Annotated in this window: 21 protein-coding genes; 12 read left to right on the top strand and 9 right to left on the bottom strand. The window is 74.8% G+C overall.

Annotated features, from left to right (window positions below; translation table 11 throughout):
* Nucleotides 1-3: 3 nt before the first annotated feature.
* Nucleotides 4-540, bottom strand: a complete 537-nt coding sequence (gene yidD, locus ABD353_RS02740; protein WP_344621804.1) for a membrane protein insertion efficiency factor YidD — start codon at nucleotides 538-540, stop codon at nucleotides 4-6.
* A gap of 196 nt (nucleotides 541-736) precedes the next feature.
* Here yidD and ABD353_RS02735 point away from each other — a divergent pair, with 196 nt between their 5' ends.
* The gene (locus tag ABD353_RS02735) at nucleotides 737-1,723 is read left to right on the top strand and encodes an aldo/keto reductase (protein ID WP_344621803.1); all 987 of its coding nucleotides are present in this window, start codon (nucleotides 737-739) and stop codon (nucleotides 1,721-1,723) included.
* Nucleotides 1,724-1,742: 19 nt separating this feature from the next.
* On the opposite strand, the gene ABD353_RS02730 is transcribed toward ABD353_RS02735, so the two are convergent.
* The 3 genes from ABD353_RS02730 to ABD353_RS02720 form a co-directional block, all read right to left on the bottom strand.
* A complete protein-coding gene (locus ABD353_RS02730; RefSeq protein ID WP_344621802.1) occupies nucleotides 1,743-2,147 on the bottom strand; it encodes a DUF779 domain-containing protein in 405 nt (134 codons plus the stop codon).
* Nucleotides 2,147-3,664, bottom strand: coding sequence for an aldehyde dehydrogenase (adh, locus tag ABD353_RS02725; protein ID WP_344621801.1), 1,518 nt, complete (start codon nucleotides 3,662-3,664; stop codon nucleotides 2,147-2,149). The genes ABD353_RS02730 and adh overlap by 1 nt, the downstream gene beginning before the upstream one ends.
* 146 nt (nucleotides 3,665-3,810) lie before the next feature.
* Complete coding sequence (locus ABD353_RS02720; RefSeq protein ID WP_344621800.1) at nucleotides 3,811-5,037, bottom strand: AfsR/SARP family transcriptional regulator; 1,227 nt, start codon at nucleotides 5,035-5,037, stop codon at nucleotides 3,811-3,813.
* Nucleotides 5,038-5,509: 472 nt separating this feature from the next.
* Between ABD353_RS02720 and ABD353_RS02715 the strand changes: the two genes are divergently transcribed.
* Nucleotides 5,510-6,328, top strand: a complete 819-nt coding sequence (locus ABD353_RS02715; RefSeq protein WP_344621799.1) for a GNAT family N-acetyltransferase — start codon at nucleotides 5,510-5,512, stop codon at nucleotides 6,326-6,328.
* Between the two features lie 41 nt (nucleotides 6,329-6,369).
* A complete protein-coding gene (locus tag ABD353_RS02710; protein ID WP_344621798.1) occupies nucleotides 6,370-7,188 on the top strand; it encodes a lysophospholipid acyltransferase family protein in 819 nt (272 codons plus the stop codon).
* Nucleotides 7,189-7,255: 67 nt separating this feature from the next.
* Here the strand turns inward: ABD353_RS02710 and ABD353_RS02705 are convergent, their stop codons facing one another.
* Nucleotides 7,256-7,939, bottom strand: coding sequence for an NAD(P)-dependent oxidoreductase (locus ABD353_RS02705; RefSeq protein WP_344621797.1), 684 nt, complete (start codon nucleotides 7,937-7,939; stop codon nucleotides 7,256-7,258).
* A gap of 62 nt (nucleotides 7,940-8,001) precedes the next feature.
* Nucleotides 8,002-8,922: an RNA polymerase sigma factor SigJ gene (gene sigJ / locus ABD353_RS02700; RefSeq protein WP_344621796.1), complete on the bottom strand. Its 921-nt coding sequence runs from the start codon at nucleotides 8,920-8,922 to the stop codon at nucleotides 8,002-8,004.
* 131 nt (nucleotides 8,923-9,053) lie between these two features.
* Between sigJ and ABD353_RS02695 the strand changes: the two genes are divergently transcribed.
* From ABD353_RS02695 to ABD353_RS02680, 4 genes are all read left to right on the top strand, one after another.
* The gene (locus ABD353_RS02695) at nucleotides 9,054-9,902 is read left to right on the top strand and encodes a helix-turn-helix domain-containing protein (RefSeq protein ID WP_344621795.1); all 849 of its coding nucleotides are present in this window, start codon (nucleotides 9,054-9,056) and stop codon (nucleotides 9,900-9,902) included.
* Between the two features lie 66 nt (nucleotides 9,903-9,968).
* Nucleotides 9,969-10,415, top strand: a complete 447-nt coding sequence (locus ABD353_RS02690) for a VOC family protein (RefSeq protein WP_344621794.1) — start codon at nucleotides 9,969-9,971, stop codon at nucleotides 10,413-10,415.
* Nucleotides 10,408-10,869 carry an MmcQ/YjbR family DNA-binding protein gene (locus ABD353_RS02685; RefSeq protein ID WP_344621793.1) on the top strand — a complete coding sequence of 154 codons (462 nt, stop codon included), beginning with the start codon at nucleotides 10,408-10,410 and terminating at the stop codon, nucleotides 10,867-10,869. The genes ABD353_RS02690 and ABD353_RS02685 overlap by 8 nt, the downstream gene beginning before the upstream one ends.
* A gap of 137 nt (nucleotides 10,870-11,006) precedes the next feature.
* Nucleotides 11,007-12,569, top strand: a complete 1,563-nt coding sequence (locus ABD353_RS02680) for an APC family permease (RefSeq protein WP_344621878.1) — start codon at nucleotides 11,007-11,009, stop codon at nucleotides 12,567-12,569.
* 70 nt (nucleotides 12,570-12,639) lie between these two features.
* On the opposite strand, the gene ABD353_RS02675 is transcribed toward ABD353_RS02680, so the two are convergent.
* A complete protein-coding gene (locus tag ABD353_RS02675) occupies nucleotides 12,640-13,149 on the bottom strand; it encodes a pyridoxamine 5'-phosphate oxidase family protein (protein ID WP_344621792.1) in 510 nt (169 codons plus the stop codon).
* Between the two features lie 118 nt (nucleotides 13,150-13,267).
* Here ABD353_RS02675 and ABD353_RS02670 point away from each other — a divergent pair, with 118 nt between their 5' ends.
* Nucleotides 13,268-14,059: a hypothetical protein gene (locus tag ABD353_RS02670; RefSeq protein ID WP_344621791.1), complete on the top strand. Its 792-nt coding sequence runs from the start codon at nucleotides 13,268-13,270 to the stop codon at nucleotides 14,057-14,059.
* Nucleotides 14,060-14,167: 108 nt separating this feature from the next.
* Here the strand turns inward: ABD353_RS02670 and ABD353_RS02665 are convergent, their stop codons facing one another.
* Nucleotides 14,168-15,151 carry an aldo/keto reductase gene (locus tag ABD353_RS02665; RefSeq protein WP_344621790.1) on the bottom strand — a complete coding sequence of 328 codons (984 nt, stop codon included), beginning with the start codon at nucleotides 15,149-15,151 and terminating at the stop codon, nucleotides 14,168-14,170.
* Between the two features lie 173 nt (nucleotides 15,152-15,324).
* Nucleotides 15,325-16,176 (bottom strand): UbiA family prenyltransferase, encoded by an 852-nt coding sequence (locus tag ABD353_RS02660; protein ID WP_344621789.1) that lies wholly within the window; start codon nucleotides 16,174-16,176, stop codon nucleotides 15,325-15,327.
* A 497-nt stretch (nucleotides 16,177-16,673) separates the two neighbouring features.
* Between ABD353_RS02660 and ABD353_RS02655 the strand changes: the two genes are divergently transcribed.
* The 4 genes from ABD353_RS02655 to ABD353_RS02640 all read left to right on the top strand — a co-directional run bounded on the left by ABD353_RS02655 (nucleotide 16,674) and on the right by ABD353_RS02640 (nucleotide 21,109).
* Nucleotides 16,674-17,738: a type III polyketide synthase gene (locus tag ABD353_RS02655; protein ID WP_344621788.1), complete on the top strand. Its 1,065-nt coding sequence runs from the start codon at nucleotides 16,674-16,676 to the stop codon at nucleotides 17,736-17,738.
* Nucleotides 17,739-17,748: 10 nt separating this feature from the next.
* On the top strand, nucleotides 17,749-18,273 hold the full coding sequence (locus ABD353_RS02650) for an isoprenylcysteine carboxyl methyltransferase family protein (RefSeq protein WP_344621787.1): 525 nt from the start codon (nucleotides 17,749-17,751) through the stop codon (nucleotides 18,271-18,273).
* Nucleotides 18,270-19,295: an NAD(P)/FAD-dependent oxidoreductase gene (locus ABD353_RS02645; protein ID WP_344621786.1), complete on the top strand. Its 1,026-nt coding sequence runs from the start codon at nucleotides 18,270-18,272 to the stop codon at nucleotides 19,293-19,295. The genes ABD353_RS02650 and ABD353_RS02645 overlap by 4 nt, the downstream gene beginning before the upstream one ends.
* Nucleotides 19,296-19,777: 482 nt before the next feature.
* Nucleotides 19,778-21,109, top strand: a complete 1,332-nt coding sequence (locus ABD353_RS02640; RefSeq protein WP_344621785.1) for a glycoside hydrolase family 16 protein — start codon at nucleotides 19,778-19,780, stop codon at nucleotides 21,107-21,109.
* Nucleotides 21,110-21,222 lie beyond the last annotated feature (113 nt).

Raw genomic sequence — 21,222 nt, 5'->3', positions numbered from 1 at the left:
GGCTCAGCGCCCGGGAACGGGGTCGTGACCGCCGTGCGTGCCCGGGCGGCAGCGCAGGAGGCGGCCGGCGGTGAGGCGGCTGCCGCGCACTGCCCCGTGCCGGTGCAGTGCCTGGACGGCGTAGGTGGAGCAGGACGGGGTGTAGGGGCAGCACGCCGCCCGGGTGGGGCTGATCCGGGTGCGGTAGAAGCGGACGGCGTCGTAGAGGCCGGCGGCGAGCGGCCCTGCGGGGACGGGGGCGGCCGGGTCGGCGGCACTCCGGCCGTGGCCGCGGCCGACGGCGGCCTTGAGCACCGAGGCGAACATGATCGGGATCAGGGCGATCATGCAGGGGTCGGCGATCTCGCCGAGGCAGTCGCAGGCGTCGCAGCAGTCGTTGTCGCCCTTCGTCCGCTTGTTGCGGCGCTTCCACTCCTCGCGGGCGCGGCGCTGCTCCCGGCGGCGGCGACGCTCGTGCTCGGGCAGCCACCACCAGGCCCGACCGGGGCGCGGCGGCGGGCCGCTCTGCTGCTGCACGTGGTGCGGGTGGTGCTGGGACACGGCTGCGGGCCTGCCTTCCGTCCGGGTGCGGGTCGGGCGGCCGCGGTGGCGGCCGGCCCGGTGGGTCGGACGACGGTAGCGCACCTGCGGGTTCCCTCCACCGTCCGCCTGCCGGCCTTGACTTCGCGTGCACTCCAACCACCAGACTCCGAACCGTTCGTTCCCACAAGGGGCAGGCGAGAACCGAGGAGCAGCGATGGAGTACCGCACGATCGGCACCGACCCGTCGACCCGCCGCGAGGTGAGCGTGCTGAGCCTGGGCGCGATGCTGTTCGGCACGGCGGTGGACGAGCGGACCTCGTTCGCGCTGCTGGACCGGTTCGTCGAGGCGGGCGGCACCTTCGTCGACACCTCGAACAACTACGCGTTCTGGGTGGAGGGTTCGCAGGGTGGCGAGAGCGAGGCACTGCTCGGCCGGTGGCGGCGCAGCCGCGGGATCGGTGACGAGGTGGTGATCGCCACCAAGCTCGGGGCCCGGCCGCACGCGCCGTCGCGGGGATTCACCCTGGACGTCGAGGGCCTGTCGGCGAAGACGGTCAGGGAGTCGGCGGAGCGCAGCATGGAGCGGCTCGGCACGGACCGGATCGACCTGCTGTACGCGCACATCGAGGACCCGCGGACCGAACTCGCCGAGACGGTCGAGGCGTTCGGGTCGCTGGCGGCACAGGGCTCGGTCGGTCTGCTCGGGGTGAGCAACCACTGGGTGTGGCGGGTGGAGCGCGGCCGGGCGCTGGCGGCCGCGGCCGGGCTGCCGGGGTGGGAGGTGCTGCAGTACCACCACAGTTATCTGCGGCACCGCACCGATCTGCCGACTTTGCGGTCCGCGGACGGTTCGGTCGGGGTGGCGGGCGGCGAGGTGCTGAGCTACCTGCGGTCGGAGCCGGGGCTGGCCATGGTGGCGTACTCGCCGCTGTTGGGCGGGAGTTACGTGCGGTCGGACAAGCCGCTGGGCGAGGGTTTCGACCACGCGGGGACGGCGAAGCGGCTGGCGGTGCTGCGGGAGGTCGCGGCGGAGACCGGCGCGACGGCGAACCAGGTGGTGCTGGCCTGGCTGATCGGCGGCGAGGTGCCGGTGATCCCGCTGGTGGGGGCGTCCTCGGTGGCGCAGCTGGACGAGAGCCTGGCGGCCGTGGGGTTGGAGCTGACGGCGGACCAGCGGGCACGGCTGGATGCCGCGCACTGATCCGCCGTCGAACGAACGCTTAGGGCTGGTGCTCGGCGCCGGTCGGGGGCGGCCCCTGGGCGGCGAGGAGTTCGGCCTCGGTCTCGGTGAAGAGGCGGGAGCGGAGCAGGAAGCGGACGCCTTCGGGTGCCTCCAGGGAGAATCCGCTGCCGCGGCCGGGGACGACGTCCACGGTGAGGTGGGTGTGCCGCCAGTACGCGTACTGGTCGGCGCTGATCCAGAACGGGGTGTCCTCGGCGACGCGGCCGAGCAGCAGGTCCGAGGCGCCGACCCGGAACTCGCCGCGGGGGTAGCACATCGGTGCGCTGCCGTCGCAGCAGCCGCCGGACTGGTGGAACATCACCGGCCCGTGCACGACCACCAGTGTCCGCAGCAACTCCTCGGCTGCGCCCGTGAGTTCGATCCTGGCGGGAGCCGGCTTCATCAGAAGAAGCCGAGCTTCCGGCCGGAGTAGCTGACCAGCAGGTTCTTGGTCTGCTGGTAGTGGTCGAGCATCATCTTGTGGGTCTCGCGGCCGATGCCGGACTTCTTGTAGCCGCCGAAGGCCGCGTGCGCCGGGTAGGCGTGGTAGCAGTTGGTCCACACCCGGCCCGCCTTGATGGCCCGGCCGAGGCGGTAGGCGGTGTTGCCGTCGCGGGTCCAGACGCCGGCGCCGAGGCCGTAGAGGGTGTCGTTGGCGATGTGCAGGGCCTCCTCGACGGTGTCGTAGGTGGCGACGGAGACCACCGGGCCGAAGATCTCCTCCTGGAAGATCCGCATGTCGTTGCGGCCTCGGAAGATCGTCGGCTCGATGTAGTAACCGCCCTCCAGGCCGGGGACGGTGCGGGCGCCGCCGCCGGTGAGCACCTCGGCGCCCTCCTGCCGGCCGATGTCCAGGTAGGACAGGATCTTCTCGTACTGGTCGTTGCTGGCCTGGGCGCCGATCATGGTCGCGGGGTCGAGCGGGTCGCCGGCGGTGATCGCCTCGGTGCGGGCGATGCAGCGGGCGATGAACTCGTCGTAGATGGAGGCGTGGACGAGCGCGCGGGACGGGCAGGTGCACACCTCGCCCTGGTTGAGGGCGAACATCACGAAGCCCTCGACGGCCTTGTCCAGGTACTCGTCGTCGGCGGCCATGACGTCCGGCAGGAAGATGTTCGGGCTCTTGCCGCCGAGTTCGAGGGTGACCGGGATGATGTTCTCGCTGGCGTACTGCATGATCAGGCGGCCGGTGGTGGTCTCGCCGGTGAAGGCGACCTTGGCGACCCGGGGGCTGGAGGCGAGCGGCTTGCCGGCCTCCACTCCGAAGCCGTTGACCACGTTGAGGACGCCGGGCGGCAGCAGGTCGGCGATCAGCTCGACGACCAGCAGGATGGAGACCGGGGTCTGCTCGGCCGGCTTGAGGACGACGCAGTTGCCGGCCGCGAGCGCCGGGGCGAGCTTCCAGGTGGCCATCAGGATCGGGAAGTTCCACGGGATGATCTGGCCGACCACGCCGAGCGGCTCGTGGAAGTGGTACGCCACGGTGTCGGCGTCGATCTCGGCGATGCCGCCCTCCTGGGCACGCACCACGCCCGCGAAGTAGCGGAAGTGGTCGACGGCGAGCGGGAGGTCGGCGGCGAGCGTCTCCCGGACGGGCTTGCCGTTCTCCCAGCTCTCGGCGACGGCGAGCTTCTCGAGGTTCTGCTCGATCCGGTCGGCGATCCGGTTGAGGATGTTGGCGCGTTCGGTGACGGAGGTGCGGCCCCAGGCCTCGGCGGCGTTGTGCGCGGCGTCCAGGGCGAGTTCGACGTCGGCCGCCGAGGAGCGGGCGACCTGGCAGAACGTCTGCCCGGTGATCGGCGAGGGGTCGTCGAAGTAGCGGCCCTCCACCGGGGCGACCCACTTGCCGCCGATGAAGTTGTCGTAGCGGGGGGCGAAGCTGACGATGCTGCCTTCGGTTCCGGGCCGGGCGTAGACCATGGGCGGCTCTCCTCGTCGGAAGACGCGTACGGGTGGCGTCCGACGGCCGTCGTCCCAGGGGCGGCCGCCGTGGACGGTGGCCACTCTCACCCCTTCGGGTTGGTGAAAGGTTGGCACCGCCCGGCGGCCCCCGGCCGGAACGGTCGTCAGTCGCGCAGGGCGGCGTGCAGCCGGCTGAGCGCCACCGCGCGCCGCCCGTCGCCGGGGGCGAGCAGCCGCAGCGCGTGTTCGTGCACCTCGGCGTCGTACCGGGCGAGTTCGCCGTACCGCAGGGCGGGCGCGGGGTCGGCCGCGGCGAGGACGGCGGCGCGGACGGCGACCTCCAGGTAGGTGCGGTGCTCGACGACGGCGGGTGCGTCGGAGTGCGGCAGCAGCGGGCCGGTGTACAGCCGCACGGCGGTGGCGGTGTCGCCCGCGGCGAGGGCGCGGCGCACCTCGGCCGCGTCGCACTGCACGGGCGCGGTGAGCCGGTAGCGGCGGGCGGAGACGGCGCCGCCGAGGTCGCGGCGCAGGTGGGAGATCTCGGCCTTGACGGTGGTGGCGGTGACCGGCCGGTCGCCGTAGACGGCGGTGCGCAGCCGTTCGGCGGTGAATCCGTCGGCCTCCAGGGCGAGCAGGGTGAGGATCTCCAGGCGGCGCGGCGGCAGGTGCAGCGGGACGCCGTCGCGGGTGGCCTGTTCACGGCCGAGGCAGGTGAGGCGCAGTCCCTCGGGGCGGGCGGTGGTGCCGGGGGTCGCGGGCAGGGCGGCACCGACGGCGGCGGCGAGGGTGCGGACGGTGGACAGCGCGAGCGGGTGCGAGCGGTCCCAGGTGGTGGAGAGGTCGAGGGTGCCGGCGATGCTGCCGTCCGGGCGGCGGATCGGCGCGCAGTAGCAGACCCAGCCGTGCAGGACGGAGACCAGGTGCTCGGCGGAGAAGACGGTGGCGGCGCGGCCGGTGCTCAGGGCGAGCGACAGGGCGTTGGTGCCCATCGCCTGCTCGTCCCAGCGCGCGCCGGGCGCGAAGTTGACCCGTTCCGCCTTGCGCTGCATGACCGGGCCGCCGCAGGTCCACAGGATGGTGCCGGCCTCGTCGGTGACGGCGGCGATGAAGCCCGCGTCGTCGGCGATGGCCCGGAGTTCGTCGGCGACGGCGTCGACCGGGACGCGGAGCGGGGAGTGCGCCCAGTCGGGGCCGTGCGCGCCGGGGTCGGAGGGCGGGGCGGCGGTGCGGGCGGGGTCGACGGTGGTCAGCGAGCGGAGCCAGGAGTCCGCGACCTCGGGGCGCACCCCGGTGCCGTCCGCGGCGTGCTGCGGCCGGGCCGCCCGGTGGGGCACCCAGCGGGACCACTCGTCCTCCAGCGCGGCCCTGCGCCGGCGAAGATCTCCACGCACAGCATCGACCCCTTCGACCTCGTCGTCGACGGCGGGCACGGCCGGCCCCGCCCGCGGGGCCGCCCGTCCCGATCGGGCCAGTGTGGCCGACCCCCGGCGGGTGCGGCCAGCACGCCGCACCGCGAAGTCGGGATGCCCCGGGCCGGCGGGGCCGACCCGTTCCGGTGGGACCGACCCGTCCGGTGTGGTGCACCCGTGCGAGCGGGGGTGCGGCCCGAGGGGACGGGTCGGGTGGACGGGCCGGCCCGAGGGCGGACGGGTCGGGACGGGCTCCCGGGGGCCCCGGCGGCGGGCGGTGCGAGGGCGCGCCAGGCGTTCAGCCGGTCCACATCTGCGCTCTGTCGGACGGCCACCTCGATGCCGACCTGCCACGGGAGACATACGGGTGACCCGCCCGTCATGAGCGTGACGGGACAAGGGCCGGTCCGGAGCGCAGTGCGTCCAGTCCCGTCCACGAGCAGGGAGAGCCGAGATGACCACCGCCCCCGTCCTCACACCGTCCGTCCCCGACCGGGCCGCCGCTCCCCAGGCCGCCGCCCGGACCCCGCAGGCCCCCGTGCCCGTCGGCTACAGCGTCGCGCTGGCCCAGGACGAGGGCGACGTGCGGGCCGCGCAGCGGCTGCGCCACCGGGTGTTCGCCGAGGAGATGGGCGCCGTCCTGGACAGCCCGCTGCCCGGCCTGGACGTCGACGCCTTCGACGACCACTGCGACCACCTGCTGGTCCGCGAGAACGGCACCAACGAGGTGGTCGGCACCTACCGGCTGCTGCGCCCGGAGGCGGCGCGCCGGGCCGGCCGGCTGTACTCCGACACCGAGTTCGACCTGTCCCGGCTGGCCGGGCTGCGGGACGGCCTGGTGGAGGTCGGCCGGTCCTGCATCCACCCGGACCACCGGGGCAGCGGAGCCGTCATCAACCTGATGTGGGGCGGCATCGCCCGCTACCTGACGACGACCGGCAACACCTGGGTGGCGGGCTGCTGCTCCGTTCCGCTGGCGGACGGCGGCACGGAGGCCGCGGGCGTCCGGGACGCCGTCCTCGCCAAGCACCTCGCCCCGGAGGAGTACCGGGTGTCGCCGCTGCGCCCCTGGGACCACGAGGGCGTCGCCCGGCCGGCCCGCGCCGCGATCCCGCCGCTGCTCCGCGGCTACCTGCGGCTGGGCGCCTGGGTGTGCGGGGAGCCCGCGCACGACGCGGACTTCGGCGTCGCCGACCTGTACGTGCTGCTGTCGCTGGAGCGGACCGACCCGCGCTACCTGCGGCACTTCCTGTCCGCCGGGCCCGCCTTGTGAGCGCCTGGCTGCCGACGGCGCCCTGCACGCCGGAGGACTGCGTGGCCGCCCCCGACCCGGTGGTCGGCCCGGGGCGGCAGCTGCTGCGCGCCGCGTCCTGCACGGGTCTGCTGCTGGCCGGGGTGGCGCTGGCACCGGTGGTCCGCGGCTGCTGCGGGCCGGCGCTGCGCGAGAGGCTGGTGCAGCGCTGGGCACGGCTGCTGCTCGCCGCGTTCGGCGTGGAGCTGCGGGCGGGCCGGGCCCCGCGGACGGACGGCGGTGTGCTGGTGGTGGCCAACCACGTGTCGTGGCTGGACATCCTGCTGGTGGCGGCCGTCCGGCCGGCGCGGATGCTGGCGAAGACGGAGGTACGGGCCTGGCCGCTGCTCGGCCCGCTGGCGGCCTGGGCGGGCACCCTGTTCCTCGACCGGGACCGGCTGCGCGCGCTGCCGGCCACCGTGGACGGGATCGCGGCGGCGCTGCGCCGCGGCGAGCGGGTGGCGGTCTTCCCCGAGGGCAGCACCTGGTGCGGGCGGCGCGGCGGACGGTTCCGGCCGGCGCTGTTCGAGGCGGTCGTGCGGGCCGGCGCGACCGTCCAGCCGATGGCGCTGCACTACCGGCTCACGGACGGGCGGACGGCGACCGTCGCGGCGTTCGTCGGCGAGGACGGGCTGCTCGCCTCGCTGCGCCGGGTGATCGCCGCCCGCGGGCTGGTGGCGGAGGTCGAGTTCCGTGCGCCGGTCCCGGCGGGTGCGGCGGGCCGCCGCGAGCTGGCCGCGGCCGCGCAGGCGGCGGTCTTCGGCACGCCTGTCCTGCCCGCCCCGGCGGCTCCCGTCGAGAGCGTCCGGCACATGGCCGACCGGCTGCCGGCCTCCGCCTGAACGCAGCACGCCGAAGGCGGGTGCCGACGGCGACAGCGCCAGCGACGGCGACGGCGACGGCGACGGCTCAGCGGGCCACCGCGATCACCTCGCGAACGGTCTGCGGGTCGTCGAGCAGCCGCAGCATCCGCCGGGCGACCTCGGCCCGCGGGACGGTCCAGCCGCCGCGCACGTTCTGCCCGAGGGCCGTCCGGGAGGTGCCCGTGGCCGGTCCGTCGGTCAGGCGGGGCGGGCGGACGACCGTCCAGTCCAGTCCGCTGCCCCGCAGTTCGTCCTCCATCCGGGCGAGGTCGGCGTAGTGCGGCCGGAGCGCGGCCTTGACGGCGGGTCCGAAGAGGTGGCGCATCAGGAAGCCGTCGCCGGGGTCGTACCGGGGCGGGGTGGGGCGGCCGGGCGAGGGCACGGTGCCGACGGGTGCGGCGCTGACCACGACGATCCGCCGGGTGCCGGTGCTGCGCATCGCGCGGACGAGGGCGCGGGTGCCGCGCTCGGCGACGCCCGCCTCGGCGTTGGAGCGGGCGCCGAGTCCGGAGAGCACGGCGTCGGCACCGGCGACGGCGCGTTCCACGGCGGCCGGGTCGGGGTCGGCGAGGTCGGTGGTGACGACCCGTATCCGGTCGGACGCCCGTTGCTCGGGGGTCAGCCGGTCGGGGTTGCGGACGAGCACGGTGGCCTGGTGGCCGGCGGCCAGCGCCTGGTCGAGGAGGTGGCGGCCGATGCCGCCGGTGGCGGCGACGACGGTGATCTTCACGGTGGTCTCCCTGGTCCGGTCCGGTCCGGTCTGTTCTGGTCTGGTCTGTGGGGCCCTGGGCCTCAGGGGATGCGGGTGAGCTTCTCGGGGTTGGTCACGAAATAGATGTCGCGGACGTGGTCGCCGTCGGCCGTCGGCTCGACGACCAGCACGGCGAACGGCTCCTCACCGGCGAACAGGACGGCCGAGGGGTCGCCGTTGGCGCGCGCCCAGCGGACGTGCAGGGTGGCGGCGTTCCGGGCCGCGCCGGCCATCAGCGTCCGGGCGACCTGGTCGCGGCCGTGCACGGGCAGCCGCCCGGCGGCCGGGGCGCGACCGCCGCCGTCGGCCCACAGGGTGACGTCGGGGGCGAGCAGGTCGAGCAGGGCGTGCAGGTCGCCGCCGCCGACGGCCGCGGCGAACCGCTCGGTGACGCGGCGGCGCAGCGCGGCGTCGGTGCGGTAACGGGGGCGCCGGGCGTGCACGTGCTCGCGGGCGCGGTGGGCGGTCTGGCGGACGGCGGCGGGGGTGCGGCCGAGCAGGTCGGCGATCTCGGTGTGCTGGTAGCCGAAGACCTCGTGCAGCACGAAGACGGCCCGTTCCAGCGGTGAGAGCGTCTCCAGGACGACCATCAGGGCCATCGAGACGGATTCGGCCCGCTCGGCCTCCTCCGCGGTGCCGGCGGGCGGTTCGGCATTGGCGGGGGCGACGAGCGGTTCGGGCAGCCAGGGGCCGAAGTAGGTCTCGCGGCGGCGGGTGACCGCGGCGCGGCGGGCGAGTGCCTTGTTGACGGCGATCCGCACCAGGTAGGCGCGGGTGTTGTCGATCAGCGCGGTGCCGCGGCCGGACCAGGCGAGCCAGGTCTCCTGCAGCACGTCCTCGGTGTCGGCGACGGTGCCGAGCATGCTGTAGACGATCGAGAAGAGCAGGTCTCGGTGGTCGACGAAGTCCTGGGTCGTCCCGTCGCCGTCGTCCGTGCTGCCGGTCGCTGCGGTGCCGGTCATGGTGTGCCTCCCGTGTGCGGTCACCGATCGAGAGCAGCACAGGGGGCCGGGTGTGACATCCACCCCGCCGGATGTGACCCGGGTCTCACCCGGCTACCCCGCGCGGCGCCCGGCGGGCCGATACTGGCGGGGTGGACGAGGCGGTGGTGGACGAAGGTCCCCGGGTGCGGCCGACCGGGGCGATGGCGCGGTACGCGGCCTGGTACTCCGGGTACCGGCAGGCCGGTCTGCCGCCGGGCCGACACCGGGGCCTGCCCTCGCCGTGGCTGACGCTGATCTTCACGCTGGACGACCCGCTGACGGTGGCGGTGCATCCCGAACCCGGCCGCGGGCCGCAGGACTACACGGCGCTGCTGGGCGGGCTGCACACCACGCCCGCGCTGATCACCCACCCCGGGCGGCAGTCCGGTATCCAGGTGGCGCTGGACCCGCTGGCTGCGCGACCGCTGCTGGGCCTGCCGGCGGGCGAGCTGGCGGGTCTGGACCTGCCCGCCGAGGACCTGCTGGGCCCGCTCGCCGGGGAGGTCCGGGAGCTGCTGCTCGCCGCACCCGGCTGGCCGGAGCGGTTCGCGGTGCTGGACGCACTGCTGCCGCGCCTCGCGGAGCCGTACGGCGAGGCGGCGCCGGAGGTGCGGCGAGTGTGGGCGCTGCTGCGGCGCAGCGGCGGGCGGCTGCCGGTGTCGGCGCTGGCGGCGGAGGTCGGCTGGAGCGAGCGGCACCTCGCGGCGCGGTTCCGGCTGGAGACGGGGCTGTCGCCGAAGGCCGCGGCCCGGGTGGTGCGCTTCGACCGGGCCCGCCGGATGGCCGCGTCGGACGGCGGCAGGCTGGCCGAACTCGCGGCACGGTGCGGGTACTTCGACCAGGCGCACCTGGCCAGGGAGTTCCGGGCGCTCGCCGGCGTCGCGCCGAGCGTGTGGCTGGCGGAGGAGTTCCGATTCGTCCAAGCCGGGGTGCCGGCCGCGGTACAGGCTGGGGTGTGACGGCACGGGGTGCGCGGCGGCCCCGGGTGCGACCGGCACCGGCCGACGCGGCACGGAGGTGGAGTGATGGGTACGGCACAGGTCCCGGACGGGACGCCCGCACCGCAGGTGTGGCCGACGCTGCGGTCGCACGACGCCCGCAAGCTGATCGCCTTCCTGGTGGAGGCGTTCGGCTTCGAGGAGACGGTGGTGTACGGGGAGGGCTCCGTGGTGCACCACGCGCAGCTGAGCTGGCCGGAGGGCGGCGGGGTGATGCTGGGCTCGGTCCGCGAGGACCCTGGCGGCGTCGACGGTGCGCAGGGCAGCGGTCCGACCCCGCCGGGCAGCTTCGGGGCGTACGTGGTGACGGCTGACCCGGACGCGGTGCACGCGCGGGCGGTCGCCGCGGGCGCCGAGATCGTGGACGCCCTGCACGAGACGGACTACGGCTCGCGGGACTTCGCCGCCCGCGACCCGGAGGGCAACCGCTGGTACTTCGGCACGTACCGCGGCGAGCCGCGCGGCCGTGACTGAGACGGCGCGCGAGGGGGAGGCGGCGGACGGGGCTGCGGGCCGGGACGAGACTGCGGGCCGGGACAGGGCGGTGCTGCGGGCGGCGTTGGAGCGGCTGCGCGGGCTGTGCCTGGCGCTGCCCGGCGCCGAGGAGCGGCCGAGCCACGGGGAGGCGGCCTGGTTCGCGGGCCGGCCGATGTTCGCCATGACCTCGGACCGGCACCACGACGACCGCACGGCCTTCTGGGCGGGGGGCGCCGCCGGGGTGCAGGAGCACCTGGTGGCGGCCGATCCGGACCGGTACTTCCGCCCGCCGTACGTGGGCGGCCGCGGCTGGATCGGGGTGTACCTGGACGTCGAGGTCGACTGGCGGCAGGTCGAGGACCTGGTGCTCGACGCCTTCCTCCTGGTGGCCCCCGCCCGGCTGCGCGCCGAGGCCCGGCAGGGCACCACGGGGGCTGGGCCCACTGGGTGAACTTGACGTCTGCGCAGGTCACAGGTGGTGCGGATGCCGAGTGGGGTGGCACGTACCGGCGTACGATGGTGCGAGTATGAGCCCTTGCGGCCCCGTCACAGCCTCCGGGCTGGAGAGAGGGGGTGGGTCCGGTGTCGATGCCTCCCGGCAGTCAGACTCCTTCCACCGCACCCCGTTCGACCGGCTCGGGTGCCGGCGAGAAGGGTCTGAAGACCGGCGCGCTCGGCCTCGTGTCGTCCGTCGCCATCGGCCTGGCCTCCACGGCCCCCGCCTACAGCCTGGCGGCGACGCTGGGCATCCTCGTCGTCGGGGTCGGCCTGCAGGCGCCGATCATCACCATCCTGGCGTTCATCCCGATGCTGCTGATCGCCTTCTCCTACAAGGAGTTGAACGCCTCCGACCCGGACTGCGGGACGACGTTCACCTGGGCGGCACGGGCGTTCGGCCCACGAACGGGCTGGATGGGCGGCTGGGGCATCATCGTCGCCGACATCATCGTGATGGCGAACCTGGCGCAGATCGCCGGCGTGTACGGCTTCCAGCTGTTCGGCCTGGACTCACTGGCGAACTCGACGACCTGGACGACCGTCGCCGGCGTCGTCTGGATCGTCGTCATGACCTGGATCTGCTACATCGGCATCGAGCTGTCCGCGGCGCTGCAGCGGTGGCTGCTGGCGATCGAGGTCGTGATGCTGGTGCTGCTGTCGGTGACGGCGCTGGTCAAGGTGTACGGCTCGAACCCGCCGTCCACGGCCATCACGGTGGACGCCTCCTGGTTCAACCCGTTCGAGGTGTCCTCGTCGACGGCGTTCACGGCGGGCATCCTCTCCGCGGTCTTCATCTACTGGGGCTGGGACACCGCGGTGTCGGTCAACGAGGAGACGGCGGACGCCGCCCGCACGCCGGGCCGGGCCGCCGTCATCTCGACCGTCCTGCTGCTGCTCATCTACGCCCTGGTGTCGACCGCGGCGATGGCCTTCGCGGGCGTCGGCACGGAGGGCATCGGGCTCGGCAACGAGGACAACTCGGGGGACGTGCTGTCGGGGCTCGGTGACGCCGTGTTCGGCACCAGCGGCTTCGGTGGGTTCCTCAGCAAACTGATGATCTTCATGGTGCTGACCTCGTCGGCAGCGTCCACCCAGACGACCATCCTGCCGACCGCACGCACCAGCTTCTCGATGGCGGCCCACAAGGCTCTGCCCTCGCACTTCGGCCGGGTGCACCCCCGCCACCTCACCCCGACCTGGTCGACCATCGGCATGGGCCTCGCCTCGATCGCCTTCTACGTGATGCTCACCGCGATCAGCGGCAACGTCCTCGCCGACTCGATCGCCTCGGTCGGCCTCGGCATCGCCTTCTACTACGGCCTGACCGGCTTCGCCTGCGTCTGGTACTACCGCAAGGTGCTGACCCGCAGCGTCAAGGACTTCGTCCTCAAGGGCGTCGCCCCGCTGCTGGGTGGCCTGATGCTGCTGTACTTCTTCTGCTACGGCGCCTTCGACGTGTACGCCGACCCGGACTACGGCTCGACCTCGATCGACCTGCCGATCTTCGGCAAGACCGGCGGCGTGACGGTCATCGGCATCGGCGCGCTGCTGCTGGGCGTGATCCTGATGCTCGTGCAGTGGGCCGTGCAGGGCACCTGGTTCCGCCGGCCGGACGTGCCCAAGGAGGCGGCGGACCCGGCCACCGCGCCCTGAAGCCCGGCGCCGCTCGTCAGTGTCGTTCCTCGTCGTCGTCAGCGCTCGTCGCCGTCAGCGCTCGTCGTGGTCAGTCCTCGCCGTCGGTGAAGCGCCAGCGGGTCGGCGAACCGCGGAAGTCGGTGTGCAGCAGGCCGATGGCCTGCGCCGGGCGAACCCGCACGGTGGCGTTGACCGCCGGGTCGAGGAAGCCGATGCCGTACGCCACCGAGTACTTGGCGTTCAGTGCCGCCAGGAAGCCCGCGATCTCGGCCCGGTCGGCGGTCGGCTCGGCCCGGCCCTCCAGCACCACCGGGTCCCGCGGGTCCTCGGTGGTGACCACGCAGTCCGGCCGCTCCGCGAGATTGCGCATCTTGCGGGAGGAGACGCTGCTGGAGAACCAGAACGCGCCGTCCAGCCACACGCCCCAGACCGGCATGGTGTGCGGACGGCCGTCGGGGCGCACCGAGCACACCCAGTAGTCGTGCGACCCGGTCAGACGCTTCTCGGCCCACTCCCAGCTGAGCAGACCGGTGCCCTCGTCCGCGGGCCGGATGCCGTACCCGGGCATGTGCGGGCGCCCGGCGGTCGGCTCGGTCATGGCGGCCTCTCCCTCCGACGGTGGCGGGTCCTTCCTCCAGCCTAGGGGTGTCCTCGGGGCGCACAGCGGTCGTACCGGGGGCACCCCGGTGTCGTGGGCGGATGGCAGGATCCCGGGCATGGCTGGCATGGCAGGCATGGCGGGTACGGCGGGGGTGGAGAGCACGGAGATCGGGGAGCTGACCCTGCGGGCGTGGCGGGGCGGCACGGACGAGTGGCAGGGCCGGGTGCTTCGGACGGCCGCGGAACGGCTGGCGGCGGACGGCTGGGCGGTGGCGCCGGACGGGACCGCGACCGTGGTGCTGCACGGGCGGGAATTCGCGCTGGTGCCCGGCGGCGAGGCGCAGCTGGGCTTCGATGCCGCCGCCTTCGAGGCGACGCCGGAGCAGGCCGCCTCGTACGCGGAGAGCTGCCGCGGCTTCGGCTTCCCGGCGGACCTGCGCACGCACCTGGCCGCGGTGCTGAGCCCCGTCCGGACGGTGCGGCTGCCGGCGCTGCTGGTGGGCGTCGAGGCGGTCGACGCCGGGGAGGTGGACTTCGAGGAACACGGCTGGCGGCTGCCCACCCCCGACGAGTGGGAGTACGCCTGCGGGGCGGGTGCGCCGACGCTCTTCCGCTGGGGCGCCACCCACCCGGACACCGACGACCCGTTCAGCGCCCCGGACGGCCCGCAGCACCGGCCGAACGCCTTCGGGCTGCACATCGCCCGGGACCCGTACCGGCCGGAGGTCACCGCGGATCCGGGCGTGATGTGCGGCGGGGACGGCGGGTCCGCGACCTGCGGCGGCTACGGCTCGTTCCTGGCCTGGCTGCCACTGGCGACCGCGTACCGCGACCCGGAACTCGCGGAGCTGCTCGACGACGGCGGCTGGTGCGACGACCTGTTCGGCCGCCCGGTGGTGGCACTCTGACGCGGGCGCGCACCGCCTGACACGGATGCGCGCCGACCCGCGCGGGTGCACCGACCCGCGCGGGTGCGTCGACCCACGCCGGTGCGCCGACCGGGCGGCGGCGGTGGCTCACCAGCGGTCGTGGACCTGCGGGCGGATCCGGCGGTCGTAGAGGTCGCGGACGGCCGTCAGGGTGGCGTCGGAGAGCGGCGGCAGCGCGGCGGCCGCCGCATTGGCGCGGGCCTGCCCCGGGTTGCGGGCACCCGGGATCACCGTGGTCACGCCCAGCTGCTGGACGATCCAGCGCAGTGCCGTCCCGGCCGGGGTGGCACCCTCCGGGGCGAGCGCCGAGAACTCGACGGCCGCCTCGACGCCCGTCGCGAAGTCCACCCCGGAGAAGGTCTCGCCCTGGTCGAAGGCTTCGCCGTGCCGGTTGTAGGTGCGGTGGTCGTCCGCCGGAAAAACGGTGTCCCGGGTGTAGCGGCCGGAGAGCAGACCGGAGGCGAGCGGTACCCGGGCGAGGATGCCGACGCCCGCCTCGGCGGCGGCCGGCAGCACCTGCTCCAGCGGCTTCAGCCGGAACGCGTTGAGGATGATCTGCACGCTGGCCACGCCCGGCCGGGCGATCGCCGTCAGCGCCTCGGCACACGTCTCCACGCTGACGCCGTACGCGGCGATCCGCTCCTCAGCCACCAGCGTGTCCAGGGCGTCGAAGACCTCGTCCGAGGAGTACACCGGGGTCGGCGGGCAGTGCAGCTGCACCAGGTCGAGCCGGTCCACACCCAGGTTGGTCCGGGAACGGTCCGCCCAGGCACGGAAGTTGGCGAGGTTGTAGTGCTCCGGCCGCTGCTCGACCCGGCGGCCGAACTTGGTGGCGACGAACACCCCCGCGTCCGGACGCTCCTTCAGGTGACGTCCGATCAGCTGCTCGCTCCGGCCGTCGCCGTAGACGTCGGCGGTGTCGAACAGGGTGACACCGCTCTCGACCGCGGCGTCCAGCACGGCAAGGGCGTCCTGCTCGCGGACGTCGCCCCAGTCCGCACCCAACTGCCAGGTACCGAGGCCGACGACGGAGACGGGACGGCCGGTCCGGCCGAGGACACGCTTTTCCATGGGGAGCCTCTCAATGACCAGCGGGAAGGAGGTGCACGATCACCGCCCACCGTACCGAGCGGCCGGGCGGTCGGACGGCGGGCCGGGCGGTCGGACGGTTCCCGGGGTGATGTGCGGGGCAGCGGGCGATGTGCGGGGCAGCGCAGCAGGGCAGCAGGCGGATCGGCGGCCGGTCAGCCGGCGGCCGGGCCGCGGGCGAGCAGGAGGGCGACGTCCAGGCCCGCGACGGCGATGGTGGCGAGGAAGGGGATCCGGCCGGGCGCGATCGGGGCCAGCAGGGCGGTGGCGACGGCGACGGCCAGCGCGACGCCCTCCGCCGGTGGGACGGGCCGTCCCGGGCCGAGGACGAGGACGGCGGTGGCGGCCGAGGTCGCGGCGGCTGCGACCGCGGCGGACGGGCGGCGGCCCAGGCGCTGGGGCAGTCCGAGGACGCCGGCGGCGCGGTCCGCCGGAATGTCGGGGAGGACGTTGGCGAAGTGCGCACCGCAACCGAGCAGCGCCGCCGCGCCCGTCACCCACCAGGGCGGGACGTCTGCCGTGGCGAAGGCCGGCAGCGCCCCGAAGGCCACCGCGTACGGGAGCCAGGAGGCGGCGGTCCGCTTCAGCCGGAGGTTGTAGGCCCAACCGGCGGCAACGCCGGTGAGGTGGGCGGCTCCGGCCCGGGTGCCGCAGGCGAGCGAGAGCGGGACGGCGGCGGCGAGGGCGGCGGCGGCGGCGGTGCCGACCGCCCTGGGGGTGAGGGCACCGGCGGTGAGGGCCCCGCGGGCGAGTGGCTTGTCGGCGCGTCCGGCGGCGGTGTCCCGGGCGGAGTCGATGCAGTCGTTGGACCAGCCGATGGACAGCTGGCCGGCCGCCGTGGCGGCTGCGGTGAGCAGGACGACACCCCTGCTGCGGCCCGCGGCGGCGGCGAGCCCCGCGGCGAAGGCGGTGACGGCGGCGGCCGCGGCCGGGTGGCACGCGGCCAGCAACAGGGCCGGCCGGCGGATCCACCGCCCGGCCGCCGCCGCGTCCATCCCACTGGACATGCCGTCAGGTTAGGGCCTCGCCGACGGTTCGCCCCGCAACGGCACGCGGGAGCGGGGTGGGTCCGGGCCGGGCGCGCCGCGGGGGGTCGCGGCCCGAGGAAGGCGGGCTCGCGGGGCGGACAGGCCGTCCCTCCGGTTACACGCCATCACGATGGCTACGGGTGGGGGACGGGTGCCGGGGGGCACGCCGCGTCGAGAGGCTCTCCGCTCGGTTACACACCATCACAAGAGCAACCGGCCGCCCCGGTGTGACAGCGGACCGCACCGCAGGCACCCCATCGCTCCAGTTACACACCATCACAAGAGCAACGGTTACACCCCATCACTCCCGCAACGGCGACTCCCCAACGCCAAGGCATAGCACACGCACCACCCAACACCCTCTCCCGACAGTGACACGGCATCACCTACGCGACACGACCCCCGAACAGCGAATCGGGCGCGCCCAAGAGTCCCCATTTCGTCACATTAGACCGAATCCTCCCTATGCTGAGCCGATGACCCGAATTGTGGCGGTGAGCGGGGTGCTGCCGGTCCACCGCTACCGGCAGGAGGAGATCACCGAGGCGCTGGCGGCGCTCTGCCTGCCGCCGGACGCGGACCGGGCGGTGCTGGAGCGGCTGCACGCCGGGGCCGGGGTGGCGACCCGTCATCTGGCGCTGCCGCTGGAGCGGTACGCGGGCATCGACGGCTTCGGGCAGGCCAACGACGCGTTCATCGCCGCCGCCCTGGAGCTCGGCGAGCGGGCCGCGCGAACGGTGCTGACGGAGTCCGGGCTGGCCGCCGAGGAGATCGAGCTGGTGGTGTCGACCTCGGTCACCGGGATCGCGGCACCGTCGCTGGAAGCCCGACTGGCCGGCCCGCTCGGGCTGCGGCAGGACGTCCGCCGGCTCCCCGTCTTCGGGCTGGGCTGTGCGGCGGGCGCGGCCGGACTGGCCCGGCTGCACGACTACCTGGCGGGCCGGCCCGGCCATGCCGCGCTGCTGCTCTCCACCGAGCTGTGCTCGCTGACCCTGCAGCGCTCGGACGCCTCGACCGCCAACCTGGTGGCCTCGGCGCTGTTCGGGGACGGTGCGGGCGCGCTGCTGGCGGTCGGCCCGGAGCATCCGCACTTCCACGACTCCCCCGGTCCGCGGGTGGTGGCGACCCGCAGCCGCCTGTACCCCGGCACCGGGCACCTGCTGGGGTGGGACATCGGCGACCGCGGGTTCCGGATCGTCCTCGGCGGAGCGCTGCCGGAGCTGGCCGGGCTGCACGTGGCCGAGGAGGTCGAGGCGTTCCTCGCCGAGCACGACCTGAAGCCGGACGAGGTGGCCGCCTGGATCTGCCACCCGGGCGGGCCGAAGGTGCTGGACGCTCTCGGGGAGGCGCTGGGCCTGCCGGAGTCCGCGCTCACGCCGAGCCGCCGCTCGCTGGCCCGGGTGGGCAACCTGTCCTCCGCCTCGGTGCTGCACATCCTGCGCGACGTCCAGGCGGACGGCCCCCCGCCGCCCGGCTCCGCCGGCCTGGTGCTCGCGCTGGGGCCCGGCTTCTCGTCCGAACTCGTCCTGCTCCGCTGGTGATCGAGGCCCGATGTCCTGGTACTCCCTGCTCGTCCTGCTGGTCGCCGCCGAGCGGCTCGTCGAACTCGTGGTCGCCCGCCGCAACGCCGCCTGGAGCCTCGCCCGCGGCGGCACCGAGCACGGCCGCGGCCACTACCCGCCGATGGTGCTGCTGCACAAGGCGCTGTTGGTCGGCTGTCTGCTCGAACCGGCGCTGCTGGCACGGCCGTTCGTGCCCGCGCTGGGTGTGCCGATGCTGCTGCTGGTGCTCGCCGCGCAGGGGCTGCGCTGGTGGTGCATCGCCTCGCTCGGGCCGCGCTGGAACACCCGGGTGATCGTGGTACCGGGCCTGCCGCTGGTCACCCGCGGCCCGTACCGGTGGCTGCGGCACCCGAACTACCTGGCGGTGGTGGTGGAGGGGGCGGCGCTGCCGCTGGTGCACTCGGCGTGGCTGACGGCGGGCGCCTTCACGGTGCTGAACCTGTGGCTGCTCGGCGTGCGCATCCGCTGCGAGGAGGCCGCGCTCGGCGGGGTGGTGCCGGCGGTCGCCCGGTGATCGACCTGCTGGTGGTGGGCGGCGGCCCGGCCGGGCTGGCCACCGCCGTGCACGGGGCGCTCGCGGGCCTGGAGGTGGTGGTGGCCGAGCCGCGTCCGACGCCGGTGGACAAGGCCTGTGGGGAGGGTCTGATGCCGGCCGCCGTCCGGGCGCTGGCGGGGCTCGGCGTGGCGCCGGAGGGCCACGCCTTCCACGGCATCCGCTACCTGGAGGCGACCGGGACGCGGGCCGCCGAGGCACGGTTCCGCGCGGGGCACGGTCTCGGGGTGCGGCGCACGGTGCTGCACGCGGCGCTGGCAACGCGGGCCGCGGAGCTCGGCGTGCGGGTGCTGCCGCTGCGGGTCGGCGCGGTGGACGTCGGCCCGCACGCGGTGCGGGCGGCCGGACTGACGGCCCGACACCTGGTCGCCGTGGACGGGCTGCACTCCCCCGTCCGGCGCGCCCTCGGCCTGCACCGGCCGGCGCCGCCGGGCCGCGCCGTCCGGTACGGGCTGCGTCGGCACTACCCGGTGGCGCCGTGGTCCGGGTCGGTGGAGGTGCACTGGTCGGCGCGGGCGGAGGCGTACGTCACCCCGCTCGGCCCGGAGCTGGTGGGTGTGGCGCTGCTGACCTGCGACCGGGCGCCGTTCGACGAGCAGTTGGCACGGTTCCCGCTGCTGGCGGCGCGACTGCCGGCCGGGGCGGGCACGGCCGTGCGCGGCGCGGGGCCGCTGCACCAGCGGGTCCGGGCGCGGGTCGCCGGGCGGGCGCTGCTGGTGGGCGACGCGGCGGGCTACCTGGACGCGCTCACCGGGGAGGGCCTGTCGGTGGCCCTGGCCTGCGCGGACGAGCTGGTGCGTTGCGTGCGGACGGGCCGGCCGGAGGCGTACGAGCGGGCGTGGCGGCGCGCCTCGCGCAGCTACCGGCTGCTGACCGGCGCGCTGCTGTGGGCGCGGCAGCGGCCGGTGCTGGCCCCGCGGATCGTGCCGCTCGCGGCCCGACTGCCGCGGGCCTTCGAGGCCGGGGTGAACCTGCTGGCGTGAGCCCGTCCAGGACGGGTGTCCCGTGCGGCGCCCGGCGCGCCGCCCGGGGCGGTGTCTGGTCGCCCGGGAGGCGGGTGGTCCGCACCGCCCCCGGGCGCCCCTCAAGGGGACGGCATACGGCGGCCCCCGGGCCAGGCGCAGGGGGCGGAGCACGGGAGCGCGGGCCCGGCACAGCGGGGGCGCGGCACGGGTGAGGCGCCATCAGGGACGCTCCGCAGGCACCTCCGATACCACCCAATTCCCTGGCAACTCGCATCAATTCGGACATAAACCTCCTGTGCCCGAGATCACAGCAACCACCCGGCCATGCCGCCCCACCTGGGATTTTGGGCGTGTACACGCGATCGGGACGCCGTACGGCCGGTGCAGCGGGCTTGCGCCGCCGACGGGCCGTCGCGCAGGCTCTGGCGCTGAGCGGTCCGCCTCCGGTCTCGGAAGGGCGGGCCACATCCGCAGGGGGGTACGAAAGGTTCCCCCACCCCATGCCCAGAAACTCGAAGCACCGCCGCACCACGCGACTCACCGCCCGCCGGGCCGCCGCCCTCGGACTCGCCGTCGCCGCCGTCGGAACCGGCGCCGCAGCCTGGGCCGCCCCGGGCGGCTCGTCCGACCCCGTCGTCGTCGACTCGCTGACGCTCACCCCCGCTGCACCCTCCGCCGGCGCCACGGTGACGGCCACCGCCAAGGTGCACGCCACCCAGCAGACCGCCGTCCAGGCGCTGACCGTCGCGGTCCGCTCCTCGAGCGGCGCCAACTACGACTTCGCCGGCGCGATCCCGACCACACTGACCTCGGCGCAGCAGACCTTCGTACCCAAGAGCCGGACGTTCCCGGCCGGCGCCTACACCGTGTTCGTCGCCTACAAGGCGAACAACGTCTGGCACAACCTGGCGCCGAAGAAGGCGTTCACCTCCAACGGCAGCACGGTGACGACCCCGAACCCGACGCCGTCCGCTCCGGCCACCTCGGCCTCGCCGACCCCGACGGCCGCCGCGAGCAGCTCCGCCCCGGCGAGCACCGCGCCGACCACGCCCGCCGCGCCCAGCACCTCCGCGAGCGCCACGCAGACGCCGTCCGCGAGCGCCACCGCCGCCCCGACCGCCTCGGCGTCCGCGACCACCGCGCCCAGCACCGGCGGCCCGCTGGGCATCGCGGGCAGCTGGCGCCAGGTCTTCGCCGACGACTTCAACGGCACCTCGGTCGACTCCGCCAAGTGGACGGCGAACTGGCTCGGCTGCGCGACCTGCACCACCCCGCCCGTGAACTCCTACGAGAAGGCCGCATACGCGCCCTCGCAGGCGACCGTCAGTGGCGGCAACCTGCACCTGACGGCCACGGCGAAGGCCGCGACGGCGAACGGCAAGTCCTTCCCGTACACCTCGGGCATGGTGCAGAGCAACGGCAAGGCGCAGTTCACCTACGGCGCCTTCGAGGCCCGGATCTACCTGCCCGGCAGCGGCGGCAAGATCTCCAACTGGCCGGCCTTCTGGACGGACGGCCAGAGCTGGCCGACCGACGGTGAGATGGACGTGATGGAGGGCCTGGGCGGCCAGGCCTGCTACCACTACCACTCGCCCTCCGGCGGCCCCGGCAGCTGCGCACCCGGCGACTACACCGGCTGGCACACCTACGGCGCCGAGTGGGCGCCCGGTTCGGTGACCTACTACTACGACGGCAAGAAGGTCGGTCAGATCACCACGGGCATCACCAGCAGCCCGCACTACCTGATCCTCAACAACGGCGTCTACACGACCGACACCGTGACCGCCGACACCGACATGCAGGTGGACTACGTCAAGGTCTGGCAGCACTGACCCACCGCCCCATCCCCGCCAGGGCCCGCACGGGCGCCCCGGTCCCGCCCCCGCGGCGGCCCGGAGGCCGCCCGGGCGGGCCCTGCGGCGTCACGGGGGCCGCGGGAGAATGC

Source organism: Kitasatospora arboriphila, from assembly GCF_039528095.1.
Lineage (GTDB): Bacteria > Actinomycetota > Actinomycetes > Streptomycetales > Streptomycetaceae > Kitasatospora > Kitasatospora arboriphila.
This window is presented reverse-complemented; position numbering and strand designations above follow the sequence as displayed.